Annotated in this window: 23 protein-coding genes and 1 pseudogene; 9 read left to right on the forward strand and 15 right to left on the reverse strand. The window is 41.5% G+C overall.

Going from position 1 to position 24,668, the window contains the following annotated elements; genetic code table 11:
- Positions 1–46: 46 nt before the first annotated feature.
- The 5 genes from ABC357_RS13460 to ABC357_RS13480 all read right to left on the reverse strand — a co-directional run bounded on the left by ABC357_RS13460 (position 47) and on the right by ABC357_RS13480 (position 6,076).
- Positions 47–1,645: an amidohydrolase gene (locus ABC357_RS13460; RefSeq protein WP_412888006.1), complete on the reverse strand. Its 1,599-nt coding sequence runs from the start codon at positions 1,643–1,645 to the stop codon at positions 47–49.
- Positions 1,646–2,968 (reverse strand): branched-chain amino acid transport system II carrier protein, encoded by a 1,323-nt coding sequence (brnQ, locus tag ABC357_RS13465; protein WP_412888007.1) that lies wholly within the window; start codon positions 2,966–2,968, stop codon positions 1,646–1,648.
- Between the two features lie 509 nt (positions 2,969–3,477).
- The gene (locus tag ABC357_RS13470) at positions 3,478–4,671 is read right to left on the reverse strand and encodes an MFS transporter (protein WP_412888008.1); all 1,194 of its coding nucleotides are present in this window, start codon (positions 4,669–4,671) and stop codon (positions 3,478–3,480) included.
- 99 nt (positions 4,672–4,770) lie between these two features.
- Positions 4,771–5,082: an ArsR/SmtB family transcription factor gene (locus ABC357_RS13475; protein WP_412888009.1), complete on the reverse strand. Its 312-nt coding sequence runs from the start codon at positions 5,080–5,082 to the stop codon at positions 4,771–4,773.
- A 94-nt stretch (positions 5,083–5,176) separates the two neighbouring features.
- Positions 5,177–6,076, reverse strand: a complete 900-nt coding sequence (locus tag ABC357_RS13480) for an SPL family radical SAM protein (RefSeq protein WP_412888010.1) — start codon at positions 6,074–6,076, stop codon at positions 5,177–5,179.
- Positions 6,077–6,558: 482 nt separating this feature from the next.
- On the opposite strand from ABC357_RS13480, the gene ABC357_RS13485 reads away from it, so the two are divergent.
- Positions 6,559–8,625, forward strand: a complete 2,067-nt coding sequence (locus ABC357_RS13485) for a copper-translocating P-type ATPase (protein ID WP_412888011.1) — start codon at positions 6,559–6,561, stop codon at positions 8,623–8,625.
- Between the two features lie 453 nt (positions 8,626–9,078).
- Here the strand turns inward: ABC357_RS13485 and ABC357_RS13490 are convergent, their stop codons facing one another.
- Entirely contained in the window at positions 9,079–9,237 is a 159-nt protein-coding gene (locus ABC357_RS13490) for a hypothetical protein (protein WP_412888012.1), read from the reverse strand.
- Positions 9,238–9,316: 79 nt separating this feature from the next.
- On the opposite strand from ABC357_RS13490, the gene ABC357_RS13495 reads away from it, so the two are divergent.
- The 4 genes from ABC357_RS13495 (at position 9,317) to ABC357_RS13510 (ending at position 12,871) form a co-directional block, all read left to right on the forward strand.
- Complete coding sequence (locus ABC357_RS13495) at positions 9,317–9,946, forward strand: LysE family translocator (RefSeq protein ID WP_412888013.1); 630 nt, start codon at positions 9,317–9,319, stop codon at positions 9,944–9,946.
- A gap of 251 nt (positions 9,947–10,197) precedes the next feature.
- A complete protein-coding gene (locus ABC357_RS13500) occupies positions 10,198–10,506 on the forward strand; it encodes a hypothetical protein (protein WP_412888014.1) in 309 nt (102 codons plus the stop codon).
- Between the two features lie 601 nt (positions 10,507–11,107).
- On the forward strand, positions 11,108–12,277 hold the full coding sequence (locus ABC357_RS13505; RefSeq protein ID WP_412888015.1) for a YhgE/Pip domain-containing protein: 1,170 nt from the start codon (positions 11,108–11,110) through the stop codon (positions 12,275–12,277).
- A 69-nt stretch (positions 12,278–12,346) separates the two neighbouring features.
- A complete protein-coding gene (locus tag ABC357_RS13510; RefSeq protein WP_412888016.1) occupies positions 12,347–12,871 on the forward strand; it encodes a PadR family transcriptional regulator in 525 nt (174 codons plus the stop codon).
- Positions 12,872–13,007: 136 nt separating this feature from the next.
- On the opposite strand, the pseudogene ABC357_RS13515 reads toward ABC357_RS13510, so the two are convergent.
- The 3 genes and pseudogenes from ABC357_RS13515 to ABC357_RS13525 form a co-directional block, all read right to left on the reverse strand.
- A pseudogene (locus tag ABC357_RS13515) lies at positions 13,008–13,226 on the reverse strand (DJ-1/PfpI family protein); the annotation flags it as partial.
- Positions 13,227–13,424: 198 nt separating this feature from the next.
- Entirely contained in the window at positions 13,425–13,883 is a 459-nt protein-coding gene (locus ABC357_RS13520) for a hypothetical protein (protein WP_412888017.1), read from the reverse strand.
- Between the two features lie 390 nt (positions 13,884–14,273).
- Positions 14,274–14,453, reverse strand: a complete 180-nt coding sequence (locus ABC357_RS13525; RefSeq protein WP_412888018.1) for a hypothetical protein — start codon at positions 14,451–14,453, stop codon at positions 14,274–14,276.
- Positions 14,454–14,694: 241 nt separating this feature from the next.
- Here ABC357_RS13525 and ABC357_RS13530 point away from each other — a divergent pair, with 241 nt between their 5' ends.
- Positions 14,695–15,675, forward strand: coding sequence for a N(5)-(carboxyethyl)ornithine synthase (locus ABC357_RS13530; protein WP_412888019.1), 981 nt, complete (start codon positions 14,695–14,697; stop codon positions 15,673–15,675).
- Positions 15,676–15,753: 78 nt separating this feature from the next.
- Here ABC357_RS13530 and ABC357_RS13535 read toward each other — a convergent pair whose 3' ends face one another.
- Positions 15,754–15,966 carry a hypothetical protein gene (locus ABC357_RS13535; protein ID WP_412888020.1) on the reverse strand — a complete coding sequence of 71 codons (213 nt, stop codon included), beginning with the start codon at positions 15,964–15,966 and terminating at the stop codon, positions 15,754–15,756.
- A 311-nt stretch (positions 15,967–16,277) separates the two neighbouring features.
- On the opposite strand from ABC357_RS13535, the gene ABC357_RS13540 reads away from it, so the two are divergent.
- On the forward strand, positions 16,278–17,225 hold the full coding sequence (locus ABC357_RS13540; RefSeq protein WP_412888021.1) for an L-lactate dehydrogenase: 948 nt from the start codon (positions 16,278–16,280) through the stop codon (positions 17,223–17,225).
- 50 nt (positions 17,226–17,275) lie between these two features.
- Here ABC357_RS13540 and ABC357_RS13545 read toward each other — a convergent pair whose 3' ends face one another.
- The 5 genes from ABC357_RS13545 to ABC357_RS13565 all read right to left on the reverse strand — a co-directional run bounded on the left by ABC357_RS13545 (position 17,276) and on the right by ABC357_RS13565 (position 23,381).
- Positions 17,276–18,916 (reverse strand): putative polysaccharide biosynthesis protein, encoded by a 1,641-nt coding sequence (locus ABC357_RS13545; RefSeq protein WP_412888022.1) that lies wholly within the window; start codon positions 18,914–18,916, stop codon positions 17,276–17,278.
- Between the two features lie 100 nt (positions 18,917–19,016).
- A complete protein-coding gene (asnB, locus tag ABC357_RS13550; RefSeq protein WP_412888023.1) occupies positions 19,017–20,849 on the reverse strand; it encodes an asparagine synthase (glutamine-hydrolyzing) in 1,833 nt (610 codons plus the stop codon).
- 22 nt (positions 20,850–20,871) lie between these two features.
- A complete protein-coding gene (gene cuyB / locus ABC357_RS13555) occupies positions 20,872–21,612 on the reverse strand; it encodes a cysteate racemase (protein ID WP_412888024.1) in 741 nt (246 codons plus the stop codon).
- Positions 21,613–21,640: 28 nt separating this feature from the next.
- Entirely contained in the window at positions 21,641–22,882 is a 1,242-nt protein-coding gene (locus tag ABC357_RS13560; RefSeq protein ID WP_412888025.1) for a carboxylate--amine ligase, read from the reverse strand.
- Between the two features lie 175 nt (positions 22,883–23,057).
- Positions 23,058–23,381: a hypothetical protein gene (locus ABC357_RS13565; RefSeq protein ID WP_412888026.1), complete on the reverse strand. Its 324-nt coding sequence runs from the start codon at positions 23,379–23,381 to the stop codon at positions 23,058–23,060.
- Between the two features lie 201 nt (positions 23,382–23,582).
- Here ABC357_RS13565 and ABC357_RS13570 point away from each other — a divergent pair, with 201 nt between their 5' ends.
- On the forward strand, positions 23,583–24,023 hold the full coding sequence (locus ABC357_RS13570) for a MarR family winged helix-turn-helix transcriptional regulator (protein WP_412888027.1): 441 nt from the start codon (positions 23,583–23,585) through the stop codon (positions 24,021–24,023).
- A 56-nt stretch (positions 24,024–24,079) separates the two neighbouring features.
- On the forward strand, positions 24,080–24,628 hold the full coding sequence (locus tag ABC357_RS13575; RefSeq protein WP_412888028.1) for an NADPH-dependent FMN reductase: 549 nt from the start codon (positions 24,080–24,082) through the stop codon (positions 24,626–24,628).
- Positions 24,629–24,668 lie beyond the last annotated feature (40 nt).

The raw sequence follows: 24,668 nt of genomic DNA on the forward strand, positions 1-24,668 counted from the left end.
CAATGAAAACAGGCGATTCTATGAAAAGAATCGCCTGTTTTCACCTTTATTTAGCGTGTGATGGCTTTTTTTCAAAAACCTTCTCGCCGCCAATATACGTTTGAAGGACATGGACCTCAGCGATATCCTCAAGCCCACAAGCCAAAAGGTCTTGATTCAATACAAGAAAATCAGCAGAATACCCCTCTTTCAATTGTCCAACATCCGGTATTCTCGTCACCTGCTGCGCCACTCTTGTATACAGCTTAACAGCTGTTTCAATATCGATTGAATGCTCTTGGCCGATATCCTCTCCTGTATATGCTCTTCTTGTAACAGCTGCCTTCAAAGTAATGAAAGGATCTGCCGGTTCGCTCCAAGCTGTTGCCGGGGCATCGGATGAGAGCGCCGTAGGAATGCCTGCCTCCAGAAAAGCCGGAATCGGAAAAGCATTCTTTGTCCGTTCTTCTCCTAAGTTGGCAAGATAGCTTTCTATTTCCGCAAATTGAAAGATCGTCTGAGGAACAAAGGCAATGCCTTTCTCCCCTGCTTTAGCAATCGATTCCTTTGTAGGCATAGCTGCATGCTCTACCCGGAAAGTAGGTCCATCAGCAAGCCAAGGCTCTTCCTTTGCAAAAGTATCGACAACTTGTTTGATGGCCTGCTCACCCATTGCATGGACAGCTACCTGGACACCTTTTTCCCGAGCCTGTTTAATGGCCTGCCCCAAAATTTCAGGAGTGGTAGTCGACAATCCATAATCCTCTTTTCCGCCGCCTTCAAAAGGTTCCTCTACCCATGCTGTGCGCCCTGATACGCTACCATCGGCCAGTAACTTGATGCCTGCGATAAAGACAGGGTGTTCAGTTGAAATATGTTCAGGTGTCAGCAAATCCTGCTCCTGAAGTTCACTCAAATGATAGTAGATGGCTGTTTTTTGTTTCATACCCGCCGCATAGGCTTTCCTGTAAAGAGACAGATAGTCGAACGGTTGTGCTTCCCCGTACATTTCCGTCATACTTGTAATGCCGTAAGCATTAAACTGTTGTGATAATTCTACAAGTAAATCAATGTATTCTTGTTCATCCGGCAACGGAATCACTTTCTCGACTAGAAATCGGGCTGCCTCGCGCAATATTCCAGTAGGTTCCCCATCAGGGTCCCGGTCTATTTGCCCTCCTTCTGGATCAGGCGTATCCTTTGTGATCCCAGCTTCCTCCAATGCTTTGCTGTTTACTGATAAAATATGGAAGCAGGTCCGTTTTACGGCCACTGGAATGTCTTCAGATACCTGATCAAGATCATGCCGTGTCGGAGTCCGGCCCTCACTTAATTTCCCTTCATCATAGCCCCAGCCCTGAATCCAGCCATTCTTGGCGGCTCCTTTTTCCTTCAGCTGTTCTATCATATCTTTAATGGATAATACTGTGGGAGGTGTACAAGCGATTTGCTGGAAACTAATAGCAGTGAAAAGTGGATGAATATGGGCATCTACAAACCCAGGTATAATTCGGCTCCCCTCGAGATCTACAACCTCGCCGTTATACTCTGGAGCATCTTCCATATCGCCAATCCAGGAAATTTTCTTATTTTCCACAATCATCGCTGTCGCAAATAATTTTTCTTCATTTGACGTAAATATTTTACCGTTTTTATATAATGTCATTTAAGCCAACTCCTCTTTAGGCAGCTCGGATGGTTCTACATCGCCCGAGCCTGCCATTTTTCTAACAATCGCCCCTACAATAAATCCAATGACTGCCGGTACAACCCATGCAAATCCACTGGAACTTAAAGGCAAGTTGCCGATAAAGCTAGTTATTCCTGGAACATCTACACCAAGCGATCCTGCTGTATCAAGTATGCTGACAACTGCCGTAAAAAGGATCGTCCCTTTGTAAGCGCCATCATTTGGAACAAAGCGATGGAACGTCCCCAATAGAACTAATGCGATAATGATTGGATAGACTGCCAGGAAAATCGGCATAGTATATTTCACAATCTGCGCTACTCCCAAAGATCCGATTGTTGCACATATGACGCAAATAATGGCAACCCATGTTTTATAGCCTAACTTGTTGAGTGTCAACTCATTGATGAATTCAGCCACAATAACCATGACTCCGATTGTCGATGTCAAGCAGGCCAAAATAATGGCGACCGCAATAGCGTACGTACCGAAAGAACCCAATGACATATCCACGATGGAAGAAAGGCGCTCTGTATCAGACAACTCACTTGGCAGAATATTGCTGACCGTTGCACCAATGTAAAGCAATCCGCCGTATACAAACAGAAGGCACACTCCTGCAACCCCTATTCCCCAAAAAGATACTTTTTTGCTTAGTTTCCCCTTATACCCATAAGCAAGGATGGATGCTAAAAACACCGGAGCCACCAAAATCCCTGTCCCCACATCCCCTGTCTGATAAGCACTCAATAATGAACTGGATAATGTCCCTTGCTGCTTCATGTCAATCGGCGCTCCAAGCGGAGTCGATATACCCTTGATGATAATGATTGCCAAAGCCAAAACGAGCAATGGAGTCAACCATTTTCCAATCTTATCAATCACATTCGATTTATCTAAACAAAAATAAAAGACAATCGCAAAATAAATGATAATCGTCACAACAGTAGGCGTACCTGGTATGATTTTAGCAACGCCCAATTCATGAGTTGTCGCTGCCATCCTAGGCATGGTCACGCACATCCCGATACAGACCATCAATAACGTATTAAACGGCTTATAAAACCATCTTCCAACCGGCCTCATAAGCTTCTCCATCGTTCCGCCCGTATTATAAACCGCTAATACAGCCAATAAGGGCAAAACAATCCCCGTAATGCTGAAACCAATCAATGCAATCGGCCAGTTCGTCCCAGCCGCTTGGCCTACTGTAGGCGGAAACATGAGGTTCCCTGCTCCAAAGTATAAAGCAAATAAAGCCAGCCCTACGATAATAATATGTTTGACTTGTAATCGCATCTCCTATCCCCTTTGTGTCAAAATTGTGTAAATTTAAAAAAATCTTACCAAATAGTTAGGTTATTGAACAAGACTCCATTTTTTTTACGCTAGTGAAAATTTTTTTACTCTAATTCCATCCAATCATATAGCCTTCACTTCCATGTTTAACCGAAATCCTATTTTTATATACCAATGACAAAGTGAAGATAGATGATTTCATTTCTGATTATTCATTAAGAAGCAGGTTTCCGAAGGATTCGTGGAAGCAGTAATAAAGAGGCTAATAAATATGTACATCAAGAGAAAATAATCGTTATATATTTTTCAACTAATCAGGATACCTATAACCCTCCTATACAAAACCCCATAAAAAAGACGAGATGAATCAACATCTCGTCTAATTATGATTGCTATTTGTTCTTGGCTAATTTTGAAGATATAACAAAGCCAGTTAATCCATTTGCCACATCCTTATGGTATGAGCTTGAATGACCAGCGGTAATAATGGCCATTCAGGTTCGCTTTATTTATTCCAAAACTTGTGACGGAACTGGTTTTATTTTCTCTTTACTTCGATTGAGCATTTTTGTTTTCAGCATTATGAGCATGAATGCAATTATAGCAAAAATGACCCCGCTCCAGATGAGCTGGTGTATGCCAAATTGGGCAATAAACCAGCCTCCCACTGAAGCGCCTATCGTTATCCCAAGATTAGAAAATGACACAAATAAGCTATTTCCGAATTCAGGCGCTTCATCTGCCTCAGCCATAAGCCAATTCTGGCTGACAATAAGGCCGCCTGAATGGATAATCCCCCAAATACATACAGCTAAAATCATTGGCAACAAAAAAGAACCTGCCAGATAAGCGACTACATAAATGACTGTATATAAAACCGGAAACAGAATGACCGTTTTAGTCATATTTTTCTGCAAAAAACCCCCGAATAAAAAATTCCCATAAATCATAATGCAGCCAAAGGCCATCAACATGACACTTATTAAGGACTTATTCATGTTTGTCACTTCACTCAGATACTCGGCAAAATAACTGTAAACAGAGAACATGGCAGCAAAGATAAACATAATTGCACCGATATTGATCCATAATCCCGGCTTCCGCAGGATGCCGAGCTGCTTGCCATATGATAGTTTCTCCTTAATAGGCAAGGATGGGAGCCAGATCAACATCCCAATAAACGCAATCGCATTAACCGCTGCACCGAACAAAAATGCAGACTCTAATGAAAACTGTTCAGCAAGAAAAGAAGTCAACGGTACACCGAAAGCAAAACCTACCGTTATACCTGCGAATACTTTCGCAATTGCAGCATTACTTTTTTCCGGCACCACTAGGCCTGCGGCGGTTACCAGTGCCACTGAAAAAAAGACAGGATGGAACATAGCTGGAAGAATGCGAAAAATCAACATAACTTGGAAGCTCGCAGTATATGCATAAAAAATATTAGATAGCACAAACATGAATATAGCCGTCAAAAGAACAATTTTACGGTTAAACCGCGAAAAAATTAACGTTAGAAAAGGGCCAGAAACAGCCACAATTAAAGCAAATATACTAACAAGCATTCCAGCCTGTGAAGCAGTAATGTTAAATTTTTCAGTAATTTGGGGAAGAACCCCGACAATGCCCATCTCAGTGGTTATGATTCCGAATACGCCTAACGCCAACATAAACATCAGCAATATATTACTTTTTTTCAATTTCAATCCCATCCTTTTCCTTTATCCGTATGGAAACAAATCTTCTTAATTATATATCTAGATATATAGATATATAAGGCTAAAAAAACACCCTCCCTCTTATAATTCAGTTTTAATATACTCTGCGAATTCCTTTATAGTCTTTTCGTTCCGGCGGTAAAACGTCCACTTCCCTATCCGTTCAGACTCTAAAAGGCCGGCATTCTGCATGTTCAGCAAATAACTCGAAATGACAGATTGTGCAAGTCCTGCCTTCGCTTGAATATCTGCTACACACACACCTACTTTGAGAGTGATACCATTTTCTAAATAGATTCCCTCATCAAAATGTTCTTCTGGATGCTTAAGCCACCTTAAGATATGACAGCGTGTTTCATTGGATAATGATTTATAAATTAATAAAGGTTCCATATGGATGATTATATCTATTTTTATAGATTTGTAAATATTTTTTTAAAATACTAATACATAAATCCATGCATCTCAAGAAAGAGGCCACATTCCATCAATCAAAAAACGATAGCTGGGCAGCATTGGCGGGTGGATTTTTCAGTTTCTTCTTCATCGGATTGGAGTAACTGCTTGAAAGTCCATACTTGCCCTTTATTTCATTCACCATTTTATAGAGTGTATTCTTATATTCCTTGCTTGCCCCTCCTTTTCTATATATTGCTTGAAGGGGTCCATATAAATCCGGGAACTCCTGTCTGATAAAATCAAAAAATACGTTCCTAGTATTTCCCCGCAAGTAAAGGGTCCCAGGCAAAACATAATCCACACATGAATCCTTGGCTTGTGCATACAACCCGTCAACATTACGGTAACCATCTGTAAGATAAGGAATGATCGGCATAAAATGCAGGCCTGTTGAAGCATTTGTCTTGGAAAATTCCTTCAACATTGAAAATCTCTTCCATGATTCGGCGCCATTGGGTTCTATTTTTCTCCTGACTTCTTCATCCATACAAGTGATCGTTGCCGCCACATTTACATAGGTAATGGCTGAAAGTTCTTCGATCAGGTCATAATCCCTCAGGATCAGATCCGATTTTGTACTGATAATGCAAGGCGTTCGATATTTAATCAATAGCTTCAGAATATCGGGCATGAGTTTATAACGGGATTCGGCGGGCTGGTAGCTGTCCGTCACTCCTCCGATATTGATGACTTCCTTTTTCCAAGCAGGGCTGGCAAGCTCGGCTTCTAATTGTTCAACAACGTTGGTTTTTACATATATATCATCAAAATATCCTTCAGAATCCATATACGTATGGGAATAGATTGCATAGCAATACTTGCAGCCATGCTCACAGCCCCTATAAATATTCAGGTCCCATGAATACGGCATCTTGCGTTTCAATCGATGGCAAGCAGAATTACATGACATTTCCTTGTAATGGGCCAACTTTTTCAGCACTCCTTCCATTCTATCGTTTTCAAAGTGTAGACGTTACACCTACTATCACCAACTATTCCGAATTATCTATCTATCCAAAGAGTACCCATCCGCCCTCCTTTCTTCAATGGTATCTTTTGAATGATTTGTCCATTAATGGCTATTAAGATAAACATACTAGTTCTTTAACAGCAAGAATAAGCGGTATAGAACCTAATTGATCGAAATGATCTTATCGTATTTTCCAGATTGGTAAAATGGGCATCCTTCCTTCGTATATCTCCAGGAAAAATAACAAAATCCAGGTATCAAGGGCATTTTTAAATAGGTTTATTACAGGTTTAAAGAGTAAAGATTGGATCTTTGTATGGCCCCATTTCTCCTATTTCGTTTAAATAGATGTTTACACATACCCCATTGAGGTATATACACATTATAACAACATACCCAGTGGGGGTACATCTCATTTAAATACGTAGGAGGTTATTGATATGAAAAAGGAACACACACATCCTTCCGAGCATATGCACGGTAAGATTTCAAGAAATGAAGACAGCAATCATGATATGAGTCAAATGGATCATTCCCACAGCCATGGAGGCCATGAAGGGCACGACCATATGGCGATGATTGCTGACTTCAAAAAACGTTTTTGGGTTACATTGGTTCTATCTATACCTGTAATTATCCTGTCACAAATGATCCAAATGTTTTTCCATTATTCCGTAACATTCCCAGGAGATTCAATCATTCAGCTGGTCTTGGCCACTCTTATCTTTTTTTATGGCGGATGGCCATTTCTAAAAGGCATGGCCGATGAATTGAAAGGAAAATCGCCCGGTATGATGACCTTGATCGGCTTTGCCATTACCGTAGCCTATATCTATAGTGCGGCGACTGTCTTTGGCATCGAGGGGACAGATTTCTTTTGGGAGCTTGCCACTTTGATTGCCATCATGCTTCTCGGGCATTGGATAGAAATGAAATCAGTCATGAAGGCTTCTGATTCATTATCCTCATTAGTCAAGCTTATTCCCCAAAACGCCAATAAACTAATGGAAGATGGCCGGACTGAAACAATACCGGCAGCAGATCTTCAAAAAGGCGATCAGCTATTAATAAAGCCAGGAGAAAAAATACCGGCAGATTCTATCATCGAAAAAGGAACATCATCCATCGATGAATCAATGCTTACTGGCGAATCTATTCCGGTCAAAAAAGGGAAAGGCGACCAGGTGATCGGCGGCTCTGTAAACACATCCGGATCTCTGACAGTAAAAGTAACAAAAGGCAGCAACGACGGATACTTGGCACAAATTGTCCAATTGGTTGAAGAAGCGCAAAAGAGCAAATCTAAAACACAGGTGTTATCCGATAAAGCAGCTAAACTGCTCTTTTATGTAGCTGTCCTATCTGGCGTCGTGACGCTTATTGTATGGCTGGCGCTTGGTTATTCATTCGGCGAATCGATGAAAAGGATGGTAACCGTATTGGTTATTTCCTGTCCGCACGCCCTTGGACTTGCGATTCCTCTTGTCGTGGCCCGTTCAACTGCAATAGCTGCACAGAAAGGTTTATTTATCAGAAACCGGATTGGCTTTGAAGATGCCAGAAAGATCAACACGATGATTTTCGATAAAACCGGCACCCTGACAGAAGGCAAATTCGGTGTTACCGATATGATCCCCGCAAAAGGGGTTTCCGAGGAAGAATTGCTATATTTGGCTGGTTCTTTGGAATCCAATTCAGAACATCCTATCGCATCCGGAATATCTGCGAAAGTGAAAGAACGGAATATCGAATTATCGCAGCCCGAAGAATTTGATTCTTTAACAGGCGAAGGTATTTCAGGCTTAGTGGATGGACGGCAAATCAAGGTTGTCAACCCTGGTTATCTGGACACTCAAAACATCAACTATGATGCAGAAAAATTGAAGACATTGTCCGCCGAAGGCAAAACTGTCGTATCTGTCATCGAAAATAAAGCGTACAAAGGGATGATCGCCCTGGCTGACAGCATCAAAGAATCGGCAAAAGAAGCAATCGGCCAATTAAAAAATATGAATATCGATTCAATTATGCTGACAGGCGATAACCAACAGGTGGCAGAGCGCGTCGGAAAAACCCTTGGTATCAACCATGTCATAGCTGAAGTGCTTCCGGATGAAAAAGCCAATGAAGTGAAAAAAGTGAAAGCAACCAAGAAAAAAGTAGGAATGACAGGGGATGGCATTAACGATGCGCCCGCTTTGGCCAATGCAGATTTAAGCGTGGCAGTCGGAGCCGGTACCGATGTGGCGATGGAGACAGCCGATGTAGTGCTTGTGAACAGCAATCCAAAAGATATCGTTTCAATCATTTCCCTTTCAAAGTCAACTTATCGGAAAATGATCCAAAACCTATGGTGGGCGGCCGGCTATAATATTATTGCCATCCCGCTCGCTGCCGGAGTTCTTGCTCCGTTGGGAATTATTATGGACCCTGCAGTCGGAGCTGTATTAATGTCCCTTAGTACCGTAATTGTAGCCATCAATGCCAGATCGCTTAAACACGATTAAGCAGGCAAAAAACATACTAAATTGTCTCGCTTTAAAGACGATCATCTTACGTGAATAAGTCCATAAAATGAAAAAATCCGAACTAATATGAAACTCTACTAACCATTTCATATTAGTTCGGATTTTTCTTTAACAATGCTTTTGTCCCAGATTCTTGTTTCCATGATTGTTTACAAAAGGAATCCTCATTAAAATCCATCATGTCATAGGGAAAGACTGATTCAAAAATGAACATATAACAGTAAACAAATAGATATTTATAGTAAAATAAAGCCGATTGTAATGGCATGAGCGCATTTCGAGAATGTTATTACGGGCTATTTTGAAACGTTACGCAAAGCAGTTGGAAATGAACCGCTTATAGGAATGGAAGTTGAAGATGATCGGGCTATACCACAATAAAACATTGTGCTTGCGATATCCATTTGGTTTCCACCTCTAAGGAGCCATGTATCATTCAGTTGAAAATCCGCGCAGAAAGTTCGTATAACTGCCGATTGCTCTGCCGAATCGCCCTCCCTTATTCTTATCAAGTCCAAGAAACAGAACGGATTCAATCAACCACGCTTGATGAAAATGCTTTACTGTAGTAAAGTATAAAGAAGGCTTCATTCAATCCAATTCTGTAAATAAGGCTAGTCTATAAATAATATACTGACTATTCAGCCAACAAGTAAAGGGGGTAGTTATATTGCTTTCATTTGCAACAATTAGTTCATTTGTCGCTATCGTGATCGGCTTATTTTTAATACCGGGGCCCGCCGTATTCCTTATTGCCACCCGTACTGTCCAAAGCGGCCGCAGGGCTGGCGTTGTGGCAGGTCTGGGTATTGCCACCGGTGATTTGATCCATACGTTTTTTGCAGCCGTAGGACTCTCCGCTGTATTGATGACTTCAGCACTCGCCTTTAATATAATCAAATTTGCCGGCGCAGCCTATCTCATTTATTTAGGGATTAAAGCCATATTGGAAAAGCCTTCAGTACAGGGAATGCCTAAAGTACCAACAAAAAAGGGCAATAACGTATATCGACAGGCCATACTGATTGAAATCCTTAATCCTAAAACAGCTTTATTCTTTCTCGCATTTTTGCCGCAATTCGTGCATCCTGGACAGGGTCCATCCTTTGTCCAATTTTTATTGTTAGGGTTAATCTTTGTTGTTCTAAGCGCTATTTATACAACTTTATTAGCGGTTAGTGTCCAGAAGCTCGGACAAACAATCAAGCGGATATCGTGGCTAAGCCGCTGGGGAGGCAAGGCCGTGGGGGCCATTTATATCAGCCTAGGTTTAAAGGTAGCCATCCAGAGCCGCTCTTAGTTTTGAAAATCAAAAACAAAGGCCGCATATTTCTACTTGTCGGCCTTTGTTTTATCTCCCTGAAGACTGGCAGGCAAGGAACGGTTTATCACCCACTCCTATATTTTCATCGCCAATTGAAAGGAAAGTTCAATTGGTTCTCTAAAAATGCCTGCAGGATCAAGCTCTAATAATTCCTACTTCAAATGCTCTTCAAATATTATCGATTTGTCGCCCAAGTAACATTTGGCAGGATAGGAAGTCGAAAATAAGTGCCCAATGATAGAACTGGACGTCCAACTCTGTTCATAAGCTGGAAGGACATGCTTCTCCAACTGGAAATCAGAATTTGCAATTATTTCTTCGTAAGACTGATCCGGATGGATATATATGCCCTTTCCCGCCCTTCTTTTATCTCCATCCATCCTTTCACAATCTCAGCCACCTTCACTTGCCAAGGCAACTTATCCTTACCGGCAGAAACCGGATCGATGATGGCAACTCTGCTTCTTCCAAAAGCAGCCCATACAACGTGTCAAGCGTCTTTTCCCTCTTCATCCAATGGAATGCTTTTGCAATGACAACCATTTCAAAGGGGCCATTGTCCATTTTGATGTATGAATAAAGATCCCCCGTATGCCACTATGCATTTGCTGCTCGCATGATTCCGCTTATGCGCTTTGCTTCCATGGATCATCCCGGGCTACAGGTCAATTCCCATGATTTGTTCAAACCAATCCGTAAACCTTAGAGCCAACTGCCCGGCCCAGCAGCCTACATCCATCATTTTTCCCGTTCCATCCAATGAGAACACCTGAATCAACAACCGTATTAAAGAAGAGGGATAAACGTATAATAGCCAGCTATTCCTTCATGCAATTCGTTTCCATAGCAATTCATACTCTTCCCTTTACTTACATTCCTATTAAAAAATCTATACCAACAGTCTTTCATCCTCCCGACTTGGCAGCAGCCAGTTTTCATCATCCCTTTGCCTAAATCTTCTTGCTACATATACAGCGGAAAACGTAAACGCTTTCTTATATAAATGCATGGTTTTTTTAAAAAAAATGAGCATTTTAAATTGACAAAATATAAAGACAGTCGTAATATGATTATCTATTAAACCACTCTAATCAGAGTAGTTTAAATAAACTAACGAAAGAATCAAAGGGTGATAAAATGAAATTCTCAGCTTTTCTAAAAAATAAAATGGTCATCGCCGCTATTTTCATGGCAGTCTTTTACCAGATTATTATGATGGGCAGCTTTATGCCGGGATATAGTGCTATTCCAAAAAATATCGATGACCTCCATATCGCAATCGTTAACGATGATCCGCAATATGGCAAGCAAATAAGCAAACAGTTGAAGGATTCGCTTCCATTCAAAGAAATCGAATCCAATAAAACGTTGAAACAAAGTAAAAAAATGCTAGACGACAGAGATATCGAACTACTGATCCACATTCCAAAGGATTTCTCAGCCAATCTGCAGGGCGGCAAAGTACAGCCTAAGATGGATTTTTATATTAATCAGGCGACTCCTGCTATGGTTTCCAGTACAATGCAATCAATCGTTAAAGAAATCGATGCGAATATGAGTACACAATTCTCAACCAACAAAGCAAAAGGCATCCTTGCACAATTGAATGTGCCTGAAAAGCAAGCTGATGCAATGGCTAAATCCATTGAAAACAGTTTTGATGCCAACGTTGTAACAATCAACAAGGTGCCAGACGGCATGCACAACCAAATGGCTCCATTCTTCCTTACTATGGTTTCTTATGTAGGGGCAATGATAGCAGCTTTGACATTAACTGGTGCATTTAATGGCCTAAAAAATATAATGGGAAAATGGAGAACATACGCCTATACACAAATTGTCGGTATCCTTATGTCGGTAATTGCTCCTTTAATTGGAATCGGCATCCTGTATATCATGCATGGATATGGAAGTGAAACATTCTTCGAACTATGGGTGCATCATGCTCTGCAACTATTTGTCTCCTTGCAATTCACGTTGGTGTTCTCACTCTTATTAGGCCAAGCCGGCATGATATTGAATTTGCCGTTCCTATTGGTCCAAACCATTGCAGCGGGCGCAGTTATGACAAGAGATATGATGTATGGCTTCTTCAAGGCCATCAGCTATATTTCGCCAATGTACTATAGCGTGCAGGCAGATTTCACCTTGCTATTCGGCGGCGGCCAGTTAGCAACTTACGTTTGGCATCTAGCATTGATCGGACTCGTTTGCCTAGCTTTGAATACACTGATTGTGGCATTTCGCCATAAAGACAACGCACTTCCTAGACCTTTAGAATCTGCACATGAAAATTTATCTAACTAATTCTGTTTTTTCTTGATATGATGTAATTGAAATACTCGACCATTTGGCTGTGAGAAGGGAGTTTCTTAATTGTCTATCCGTTTATTTATATTAGGGACATTAGCAAGTGGGAATAACCATCCTTATATGATAAAAAAGAAATTATTTGACGCCCTCCCTATTAGTATTCAAAGGGAAATGAGTGAAGGTAAATTTTATTATAATTTTGAGGCTCTTCAAAAAAAGGGGCTCATCGAAACAGTAGAAGTCATACATGAAAAGAATCGGCCCGATAAAACATTGTATTCAATCACTGAAGCTGGCAAACAAGCTTTGGAGCATGAGATTTATGAGAGCTTTAAAAAGATATCCAATGTAAAGGATCTGTATATTTCCATTTATTTACTGGACTTTGTGGATACCGATAAAGTAGCTCTCTTTTTTGAAGAAACGATTGAGCAGGAAAAAGAGCAATGGAAGCAATATGCGGAATTAAAAGGCCCATATGAAAAGTGCGACCCAAAAGCGCATTTTATTATTGAACATGCTTTCGACAAAGCAACATTCAACATCCAATGGATGGAAAAATTGCTGGCATTCATTCGAAGTAATTGATTGCCCCCCACTTGCAAAAGCAAAAAGGAGCTGAAGCCAGCTCCTTTTTTGCTTTTGCCATTCCATTTTATAAACACCCCATAAGGTCTTTTACATGATCGGCATTCTCTTTATTCATCAACATTTCAAGCAACTAGAAAGCCACCCCGGACGCAGTACCCGGATTGGAGAATATCACAATATGCCCATCCCTTACAATCCGTTCATCAAGTGTCTGTGCATGGAATGCCTGTAGCTGCTCTTTCCTTTCCTTTTACTAGTTGGATGGGAATACGTCGTAGCTTTGGAGAATTCCGCTGTATGCTAATGCTAAAGAAGCAACACAAATGGACGCGATTAGCTTAATGGAAATATGGGATAATGGAAGAGAAAGATGCACTAGTATTGTAGTTGGGTGTATCCATATAGGAGCACTTCCTGAAAGGGAAGTGTTCAAAAGGAAAGTTTTTTGGAATAGCAGGCCGATACTAGCATTTCTAATTAAAAAAAGCAGAACCAGACGATAACGTTTTTGGTTCTGCTATCTATATTTTACTCTATCGCTACCATTTTATTAGATTCCTACAGTGAAATCACTGATTTGTGATATTTGGCATATAGAAAGAGCCGCTGAAGAAAGGCCCGCTGCCTGGACTTTTACGATTCCTTCCCCCACTCCAATGATCGTTGCATTTTGAATATTATTAAAAGCAGGGCCTAATACGTCAATATCTGCAGTGGCGATCGTCTGTAAAAATCTTCTAACCGGGTCTTCACAGCATGCGCATTCCCCTGTATTATCGACCGGCGGCTGAAGAACAAGCGCATCGATAATGGCTGCGGCAGCTCCATTACCCGCAACTCCTGTCACCTTACAAATAGGAACCATTATAGCCATACTGCCCATTTGGACTGTTACCCTAAAATCCGCGACGCCTAGCAGCGTAACATTTTGCAGGTTTCCTGATGTCTCATCGAGCGTCCCTAGCGTAATAGTTGTGCCTACAGGAATTTGCAAAAGAATATTCTGCATTGGAGTAACACAACAATCACATAGTGTATTCTGGGCTGGACCTGTTGGCCCTGTAGCCCCCGCTGGTCCCGTTGGCCCCGGAGGTCCGACTACTGGCACTTGAACGACGCAGCAGCATATCGGACAGGACGGAGATCCACAGGAACACTGTCTTTTATGATGGTGCCTTCTATCCATTTGCATCACCTTTCTTAACAAAATAACTTCTCATACTATTTAATGAAAGGAAATGTAAAAAGGTTCGAAAAATCAACTAGTGTTCCTTAACGTGCATTCTCCGCCTACACTCCAATACCATCACTAATCCAAAAATAATTATATGTGCATGGGACTAAGCAAGAATCCCTCCGAAACAGATGCGCAACACATGAAAATCAACCTTATACTTGATCACCAATCCCCGCCCATATCTTTATAATCGCCCATCAAATAGTTTGAGTCCTCTCCCTTTTTCCCATGTGCATCCGTCAAACGGGCTGGATGATTGTTTCTTTTTCTACGACGCCAATCAATATAGAAGGCAAACAGAAAAATCGCTGCTAACGCTATAAAGAAAACAACAATAACCACACTCTCACCTCCTTATATCAATATATGCAAAGTATAGGAACCGCTATTATCACTCGTATTAATAAACATCTTCCTTACACATCCAAACCGCGCTCGATGCCATGCCTTATCCGATCCTAATACTGCCTTAGCTTATTTCCTTTTTCTACTAAAATGTTTTCTTTTCATGAAAAAAGGAAATTAAATAAGTAGGTTGCTTAACAAACTATAGAGTTTAATCATTAGAAGGAGTTGATTTAAGATGTTTAGAACAATTGGTTTTCCGGTAGGCAGTAAAGAAAATGAAAAGAGACGGGCACTGATCTTGAAAGACATTCAATCCTTCCCATATAAGGGCCAACTGGTGTTCGAAAAAGACTATGGCGCTGTTCTGGGGTTCTCTAACAAGGATTTAATAAACGCGGGCGTACAAGTGGCGAATCGCGAGGAAGTTTTGAAGCAGGATGTGATTTGCGACCCGAAAGCCGGTGATGGAGATTACATTGCTTCTCTAAAAAAAGGGCAGATTCTTTTCGGATGGATCCATGCGGTGCAAAATAAGGCTCTTACAAGCCAGCTTGTAAAACAAGGCATTACAGCTGTCGCTTGGGAGGACATGAATGAAAAAGGAAGACATGTCTTTTGGCGTAACAACGAAATTGCCGGAGAAGCAGCTGCCCTGCATGCCATAGAACAAATCGGCGTTCTGCCCTATGAATTGAAGGTCGCTATTCTAGGCAGAGGAAATACAGCGCGGGGGGCTTATAAATCCTTCATGGGTTTAGGTGCTGACGTCACTGTATATGACCGTAAGACTGAAAAGCTGTTTCGTGAGGAAGCTCCGAAATACGATGTCTTGGTGAATGGAATCCTTTGGGATATCACACGGACTGACCATATCATTTATAAGGAAGACCTAAAAAAAATGAAGCCCGGCTCTTTAATTATTGATGTAAGCTGTGACGAAGGGAAAGGGATTGAAACAACCAGACCGACCACGATCGACAACCCCGTTTACATGATAGATGGAATCTACCATTACGCGGTCGACCATACGCCAAGCATTTTTCATGCATCAACCTCAAGATCATTGAGTGATGTCATGGCTGTTTATTTGCCCTATTTTATTGAAAGAGATGAAAAAAACAATACAGTCCTTCAAAAAGCGACCATCATAAAAGATGGAAAAATAATCGATAAAAAAATAATCGATTTTCAGCATATTCCTTCTCTTTATGCCTAAAACATATGTACGTCTGCCATTGCTGGGGAGATGCTATGATATCCCCCCGCATCCATTCTGGCATTGTGCCATGTTGTTTCAAAGAAAATCTTTTAGCTTAACGGCTTGAATGAGTTCATTCAGCCTTTCATTTCTCTCTTGATCTAATCTTCTTTTAGCATTCATATATCTGCTGGCTTTGATCACAAAATAAACCGCCAACCCGGCAAGCAGTATATAGACTATAATAGGGAATAAACTCAGAAACATCGTTACTCCGCTTGGCATGAACAAAGAATTGCCATATGGCATTAAACCCACCCCTTCAATCAATATACCAATAATTATACATTATTTACCAAAAATAAACTGTCCTTTCCATACAGCTTTTTTTCAAAACTATGTGTATGTAACAGCACAGTAATTGAAAGCGGAAGGAGTAAGACTCAAAATCCACTTCCCCAAACCTGGGAAGCTTATCTTCCGCATCAACATACCCAATTATGAAAACATCCTTTTATTCTACTTATTTACACCGCAATCCAAATGAATATTTTTACCTTTCACGATAACAATACGTAAGAGAAGGATTTAATCAAGCTAAACAAGGAGAGTACTCTATTATGAATAACGATACGAAAAAAGTCGCCATCATCGGTACCGGCTTTGTGGGGACTGCCATTGCCTATTCCATCGTCAACCAAGGAATCACTGAAGAATTGGTTTTGATCGATGTGGATACCGCCAAAGCAGAGGGAGAAGCGGCAGATTTGCGCCATGGTGTCCCATTCGGGCCTTCCAGAGTGAAAGTCCGTGCCGGAGACTACAGTGAATGCACAGATACTGATGTCATCATTATTACAGCCGGAGTGAACCAGAAGCCGGGAGAAACACGGCTTGCTCTTGTTGAAAGAAATGCCGCCATTATGAAAAGCATCATCCATAGCATTATGGATTCCGGATTCAACGGAATTATGATCATTGCATCTAACCCTGTGGATATTATGACATATATCGCATGGAAAGAATCCGGCTTGCCGAAATCATCTGTCATTGGTTCGGGGACCACCTTAGACACGGCCCGCCTTCGATCTGCTCTTTCCGAATACTTCGATGTCGATCCACGGAATATCCATACGTACATTATGGGTGAACACGGAGATACTGAATTCGCTACATGGAGCCACTGTTCGATTGCTTCCCAACCGATTAAGGAATACATAAAGAAGCATGGCGACACATACAACGAGGCTCATCTAAACGATATCTTTATCAGCGTACGTGACGCGGCCTATTATATTATCGAAAGAAAAAAAGCAACCTATTTCGGAATTGGGATGTGCGTAGCCCGTATTGCTAAAGCTGTTTTGAATAATGAAAGGGCCATCTTGCCTGTTTCCGTCTATTTGGAAGGACTGTATGGCCAGAACGATGTCTATTCAAGCGCTCCCGCTGTCATTACACGACAAGGAGTAGAATCGATTATCGAGCTTGATTTATCATCAGAGGAAATGGATCAGCTTAACCACTCTATTTCTGTACTGAAGGAAACCATGAAGACCGTGTTATAACAGAAGAAAAACAAAACCTGCATTCATCTGCAGGTTTTGTTTTTAGGTACTTAGGAAGCCTTCGAAAAGAACCTGGTTACTTTTTTAGTAAAAGCAACTCCAAGAATTTTTTCCGCCAGCGTCGTTTTTATACTGATGAATCCATACAAGGCTGCCCCTGCCAAACCGCACACAAATACCAGGAGGACTGACTCCGCTTTGCCCTGGCCGTATTGGATGAATGGAGAGAATACAACTTCTAGCAACCAGACTGCAAGCGCCATAGCAGCTGTAATAAGGCCCACAAGCAAACTTCTCCGTATGACAAAATGGAAGTTCATCTCCGTATGCTTCTTGATTTGCCAGAATGTATACATAACGGCACCGAGAAGACCTAAGCCTGTAGCGAGAATGGCCCCCTCTGTTTCGAACAGCTTCAACAAAGGGATATTTAATGCCGCTTTCAGCAATAGGCCGATGATAAGTGCCATGACGGCACCTTTTTGGCGGTTCAGTCCTTGTAAAATTGCCGCATTGACTGAATAAAAAGCAAACAGAATCGCTACAGGGGCGTACCAACGAAGGATTTCCCCGCCGTATGCCGCCGCTTTCACATCATAGAAACTGCCGTACAGCGGATAGGAAATGGCGGATATGCCAATGACTGCCGGCAACGTCAGAAACAGCGTGACTTGCAATATTTGAGAGATTTGGCGATGGAGGCCAGAGCGATCGTTCCGGTAATAAAGCTGTGTGATTGCCGGAACAAGAGTAAGGCTAAAGGCTGTCGCCAGCGAAACCGGAATCATAATAAGCTTATGGGCATACATCGTAAAACTGGCAAAATAAGCTTCAGCTGCCTGGCCGTTCATCCCCATTCCAGTTAACGTCCTGTTGAATGTCAATGCATCAATCTGCTGGAATGCCGGAATGGCAATCCCCACAAAAACGAAGGGAATTGCATACACGAGCAACTCCTTATACATCGCTCTGTATGGGATATGCCTTTCTTCCACACGCTGCTGTAAAAGCAAGCTGTTCAAATAGCGCTTTCTCTTGAACCAATACGTTAATAGCACAGCTAACCCTGCCATCGCTCCGATAAAGGCCGAAAATGTCGCCCAACCTACGGCTAAGGCTATACTTCCATCGAATACCTTTATGATTAAAAAAGAAGCCCCTAATAACACAATAATTCGGACCACTTGTTCAACCATTTGGGACAAGGTCGTCGGTCCCATTGACTGATGGCCTTGAAAAAACCCCCTGATTAGCCCCATCATAGGGACAAGCAATAAGGAAAAGCTTGTCATCTGGATGACCATCGTTGTATCTTCGATTGTATTTCCGTGTTGATCCCCGGAAATCATCATACCTGCTATCCATGGAGATATGCTATACAGGACAAGGAAGGCGGCCAATCCTGTCAGGCTCATCAACAAGAAGCCTGATTGAAAAATTCTCCGGCTTGTCCTATAATCGCCCAGCTCATTGTATTTGCTGACAAATTTTGCAACCGCAAGCGGAATCCCTCCTGTTGCAATTCCCAGAAAAATGGTGAAAGGGATATAACCGTAATTATATAAAGCCCCTCCCTGTTCATTGACGAGATGATAGAAAGGAATGACATAAATCATTCCGATAAACTTGATGAAAAACGTTCCAATGGTCACAATTAATGTGCCTCTTACAAACGATTTATTAGCTGGCAAGCAGGCTGCCCCCTCTTTTGCTCCCGTTTTTTATATAGCGTCAGGCTAACAGCGGCCTGTATATCGATTTACTTACAAAGAAAGCTTTTCTATTTTTCCTTTACGAAAAAAAGCGCCGATACCAAATGATAAAACAATAGATGGTCCAGATTTTTTGCATGTTCTCGCTTCTGCGTGCCTTATGGTCCTCTAGAAGCTTAACGATATACTCCTGATTAAAAAATTGGGCTGCAATGTCACCTGTAAAAGCATCCTTGATTTCAGTAAAGTAGGCCTCTTCCCTCATCCACTCCGCCAATGGCGATGGGAATCCAAGCTTTTTCTTATTCGCTGTTTTAGGGGGCAATTCCTTTAGCGCGGCCTGCCTTAATGCATATTTGGTATTTTCTTTATTGACACGTAATTCAGACGGCAATTGAAGCGCTAATTCTAATAACTTGCGGTCAAGGAAGGGGACACGCAATTCAATGGAATTCGCCATGCTCATCCGGTCTGCCTTCAGCAGAATATCATTTGCCAGCCATGCATGAAGGTCAAAGTATTGCATCTGGGACACTTGATCCAAATGTGCACTTCTCTGGAACAGCGGATCGGCTAATTGGACACAATCTCTGTTGAGCGCCGGTTCCTTCAATAATTTTTCCCTTTCCGATTTTCCAAATATATAATCGATGCGGAAATATCTTTCCTTCAACGGCTGCGCTCCGCGGATTAAAAAACGTTTCCCCTTTAACTTAGGTGAAATTCGGGCAATAGAGGCCAAACCGTTTCGGAACCCTTGGGGAAGCTTTTGGTATTTTTCATAGACTAACGCTTCCTTATATTGGTTATAACCGCCGAATAATTCGTCCGCGCCTTCCCCTGACAGTACAACCTTGACATATTCACTGGCCTTATTGGCAATGAAATATAAAGGGATTGCTGATGGATTGGATAGAGGCTCATCCATGAAGTATTGGATATCAGGAACCGCGGCAAAGAACTCTTCAGCTGTAATTTTACGAGGGATATTTTCAACCTGAATTTCATTTGCGAAATCCGTTGAATAACTTAATTCACTGTATTTTTCCTCACTGTACCCTGCTGAAAATGATTTCACCGGAGCGAGTTTGGCTGCTTCATTCAGCACAAAGCTTGAATCAATGCCGCTTGATAGGAAGCTGCCCACTTCAACATCAGCAATCATATGCTTCTCAACCGATTCTTTGAACACTCTGCCAATTTCTTCTATATATTCTTCATCACTCTTCGTATAATCAATTTTATACGTCATTTTATAATAGGATTGGGTTCTGAATTTGCCATTGCAGAATTCAAAATAATGGCCGGGCTTCAGCTTTCGTACTCCCTTAAAAAGAGTTTCATCCGTCGGGATATATTCATAGCTTAAATAAGCAGGCAGTAAAGGTGCATTGAACTCCTTTTTAAAAGCCGGATTAGGGATCAGCCCTTTAACTTCCGAACCAAAAATGAAGGCATCGTCATTTTGATAATAATAGAATGGCTTTATTCCGAAAATATCGCGTGCACCGAATAATTTTTTTTCTTTTTCATCCCATATGACAAATGCAAACATGCCCCTCAGCTTATTGAGGAGCTTCACCCCGTATTCTTCATATCCATGGATCAAGACCTCGGAATCGGCTTCACTTGTGAAGATATGTCCGCGATCAGCGAGCTCCTTCCGTAGTTCTTGATAATTATAGATTTCTCCATTAAAGACGAGGACCTTCGTTTCATCTTCGTTGTACATCGGTTGTTTTCCATGGTCTAAATCGATAATAGATAAACGGCGGAATCCCAGCTTAGCCCGGCTTCCATAATAATAGCCTTCATCATCCGGCCCTCTGTGATAAATGGCATCCGCCATCTGTTTAATTGTTTCTCTTTCACTATTTTCGTTTGCGGATACATATCCTACAAATCCACACATGTCTTTATCCCCCAGCACGTTTTTAATTCATATCTTTAGATGCCAATGCATCTCTATATTTACTCTTCTTCCCAGCTATTTGGATTGTTTTCTTTACAAGGACCTGTTGCGCATCAATCACCTCAACTGCAGATATGCAGCCAAATTGTGAATGGACAACAGAAAGCTCTGTACATCCAAGTATGATGCCCTCACATCCCAGATTCGCCATCCGATCCAACACAGACATGTATAAGCCGAAATCAATGTCGTTTTGTTTCTTTACTTGCTCATAAATCAAGGTATTCACGTCTTCTTGAATGCCAGCAGGCGTTGCAATGATCTGCATCTTTTTTCCTTCCATCTCTTGATGGTAAAGCCCCGATGCTATCGTCCCTTCAGTAGCCAGGATACCGACCTTCCGTAAATCGGGAAATTCCTGTGCCATTGTTTCAACGGTTTCGCGGATCATATGGATAATCGGAACATCTGTGGACGATTGGAGCTCGCCATAAAAATAATGGGCCGTATTGCACGGAAGGACAATACATTCCACTCCGCACTCCGTTAACTTTCTAACGTCTTCCAGCAAAAAAGGAAAAGGATCGGCTTTACTGCTATCCAAAATGAATGCGGTCCGGTCAGGAACAGAGGCATGCTGGATAACAATACAATTCACATGTTCCTGGTCACGCTCCGCTTCCGTCCATTTAATGACATCTTCCATAAAAAGAACAGTCGCCTGCGGGCCCAATCCCCCTAGTACGCCAATACACTTATTCATACCGATTCTCCCATGCTCCCATGCTCCATCACTGATTTGGAGCCGGATATTTTTTAAACTTCACATAATAATTCATTGAAGAGGCAACATCATACAATCGTCTATGTATATTGGAATCGGCCGGATAATAACGTAAAGGATGCTCGACTGCTCCCTTTCCGTAAAGCGATTCCACCTTTTCAATTATCTGCTTTTCTTCTTTTAACTGCGAGAGAAGAAGATTCTTAGGGACAAGTGAAAACAATACATCCTCTCCGCCAAATACTGGCTCCAGAGGCCGATTGTATAGAAAGCACTCCACGTAATAGCGCGCCACATTATTTCCCTGGGCTGTCACATAATAATTACTTCTGCCTAATCGTGCATTTATTTCAAAAAATTTATAGGTCCCGTCCCGCTCATCAAATTTAATATCAAAATTAGAAAAACCTATATACCGGCAATATTCCAAAAGCTTAGTTGCTTGTTCTATCACTTTTTCATTGTACACAGTGCGGATAGCCAATGGGTTCCCTATACCACCAGGTGTATGGTCCTCCAGCAAGGTTTGCCCCATGGACGAAAGGATGACTTCCCCCTCTTGATCGCTGAAGCATGTAAGGACATGCATGGCAGTGTCGTTTCCCGGAACGAATTCCTGTGCCAGCATAATGCCTTTAAATCCAGCATCCACAACCAAGGAAAGCGTTTCTTCCCATTCTGCTTCTGTATGCAGAATATAGGCCTTCATTTTGCCCTCAAATTGCAAATGGACATAATCCACTGATTTTGATGGCTTTAACACAACAGGAAACGGGAAAGGAACGGCCGGCATAGTTGCCATGTCGCTGCAATCAATTGCAATCGTCCTGGGACAATCGACCCCTATTTGATCGCACAACCGATAAAATAAAGATTTATCCGTCAACTCATTAAATAACTGCTCTGTTATATATGGAATGGTCCATTCATCGCCAAAGTGGCCGCGAATAGCGACTATGATCTCAACATGCCAATCATCGCTTCCAATCAATAGTTTCGGCAGGCCAGGATACCGATTCTCGATTCTTTTCAATTGTTTGATCAAAATATCTTCATTCTGCATGTTCGGTTCAACCCAGTTATAGATAATCGCAGAATTCTTCACTGGCCCTGTTTCTACAGCTGAAATAATAATACTATTAACTTCATATTCTTCATGAAATGATCTGGCAATGGCATATGCGCCTAGATTTCCGCCAAGTATGACGGGAATGAAGGGTTGCTGGGCCAATTGCAGCTCTTTATCCAAACTAATTCCTCCCAAACAATTAATGCGTAAAAAACGGCTTTACTCCAAATCGATCATAATAAACGGATGTGTACAACCCGCTGAATCATGGACACATATTGGACACAGCCGTACCTAAAAGCTGCTTGCTAACATGCCAGCAGTCCAATCGCATAGCTATTCTTTCTACCTTTCATTATGACGAAAATAAAGCAGATACATGCAGATAGCCGATATAGCATGCATAGCTGGAGATGGTACAGATACAAATTCCATGGCCGATCAATAGCCATTTTCTGTATTTGCTTCGAGAGCCTTTATACGCGCTCCCCAAGCCAATCACCGGAAAAAGAACCAGCAAAATAACGGATGCATTCAGGAACCCAATGGTTGTCCAACTTGTAAAGGTGCTTGAATTGATCGATTGCATGGGCACTGAACCAATAATCACATAATTAACAATGGCTAAAAGCAATGTCACCACCAAGAATACATAAGAGACTTTTATCTTTCTTTCCATCATAAACCCCCATCTGCTTCATCCAGAATATAACCATTCTAACGTAAATATTCTATTAATTCCACTTTATTCCTAACCAGGAATATTATCGTAACCATCGTCCTATATATTGTTCTTCAACATACATAAGCATCTTAATTGACATATTTATTTGAATTTCGGATAATTAATAAGCAAATAGTTGCTATATCAACGAAATAGGTGGTAGTCATAGAGAAGACAATTACAAAACATGTAGGTGTATTAATCCATACAACCGATTTGGAAATAACCAACTATCTCAAAACCATATTGGCGCCGCTACAACTTGCACCTGAGCAGCATTTGATCATCGCTTTATTGTTGAAAGAAGAAGGGCTTTCACAAAATCAGATTGCCGTACAGCTTAATAAAGATAAATCGAGCGTTGCCAGAATGCTTGACAGCCTTGAGAAAAAAGGATTTCTCATCAGAGCAAAATGCCCAGTGGACCACAGATCTTCTAAAATATTTTTAACCGAAGCCGGCAAGGAATTGAAGGACGCTGTTGAGAATATATCCACTGTCACAAGAGAATTAATCAGCAAGGGATTAACGGAAGAAGAAATAGGCGAATTGAAGAGGCTGTTAATGATTATCAGAAAGAACGTAAGCCAGCAATAGCCCTATTATTTTTCAGTTGATATAAAACACAAAAACTTATATTCGGAGGAATAGAAATGAAAATTGCAGCAATTGTAGGCAGTAATCGTAAAGATTCATATAATATGAAACTAACGAAATTTGTCCAAAAAACATATGCGGATAAATTTGATATGGAGATCCTTATGGTGAACGACCTGCCATTCTATAATGAGGATACCGAACATGCACTTCCGGCTCCTGTAGTGGCCTTTATCAATAAAGTAAAAGAAGCGGATGCCATTCTTTGGGTGACTCCCGAGTATAACTACTCCATACCAGGCGTATTGAAAAATGCGATCGACTGGTTATCGCGCGGCGAAAAGGTCCTTATCGGAAAACCATCCTGGATTATAGGCGCCTCAATGGGAACAATGGGAACAGTCCGTGCACAATTGCATTTACGCGACATCTTATTCTCACCTGGCGTTTCATCACCTTTGCTGCCAGGAAACGAATTCTATGTCGGCCAAGTGCATGAAAAAGTGAACGCAGAAGGCGAATTGATCCACGAACCGACACTTGCATTCCTGAATGTTGTAGTTGATAACTTCATCAACTGGTACAATCAACACACTAGAGCATAATGATTAACATGAAAGGCCCCTCCTTTTCTTAGAAAAGGAG

This window comes from Bacillus kalamii, from assembly GCF_047238185.1.
GTDB lineage: Bacteria > Bacillota > Bacilli > Bacillales > DSM-1321 > Bacillus_AD.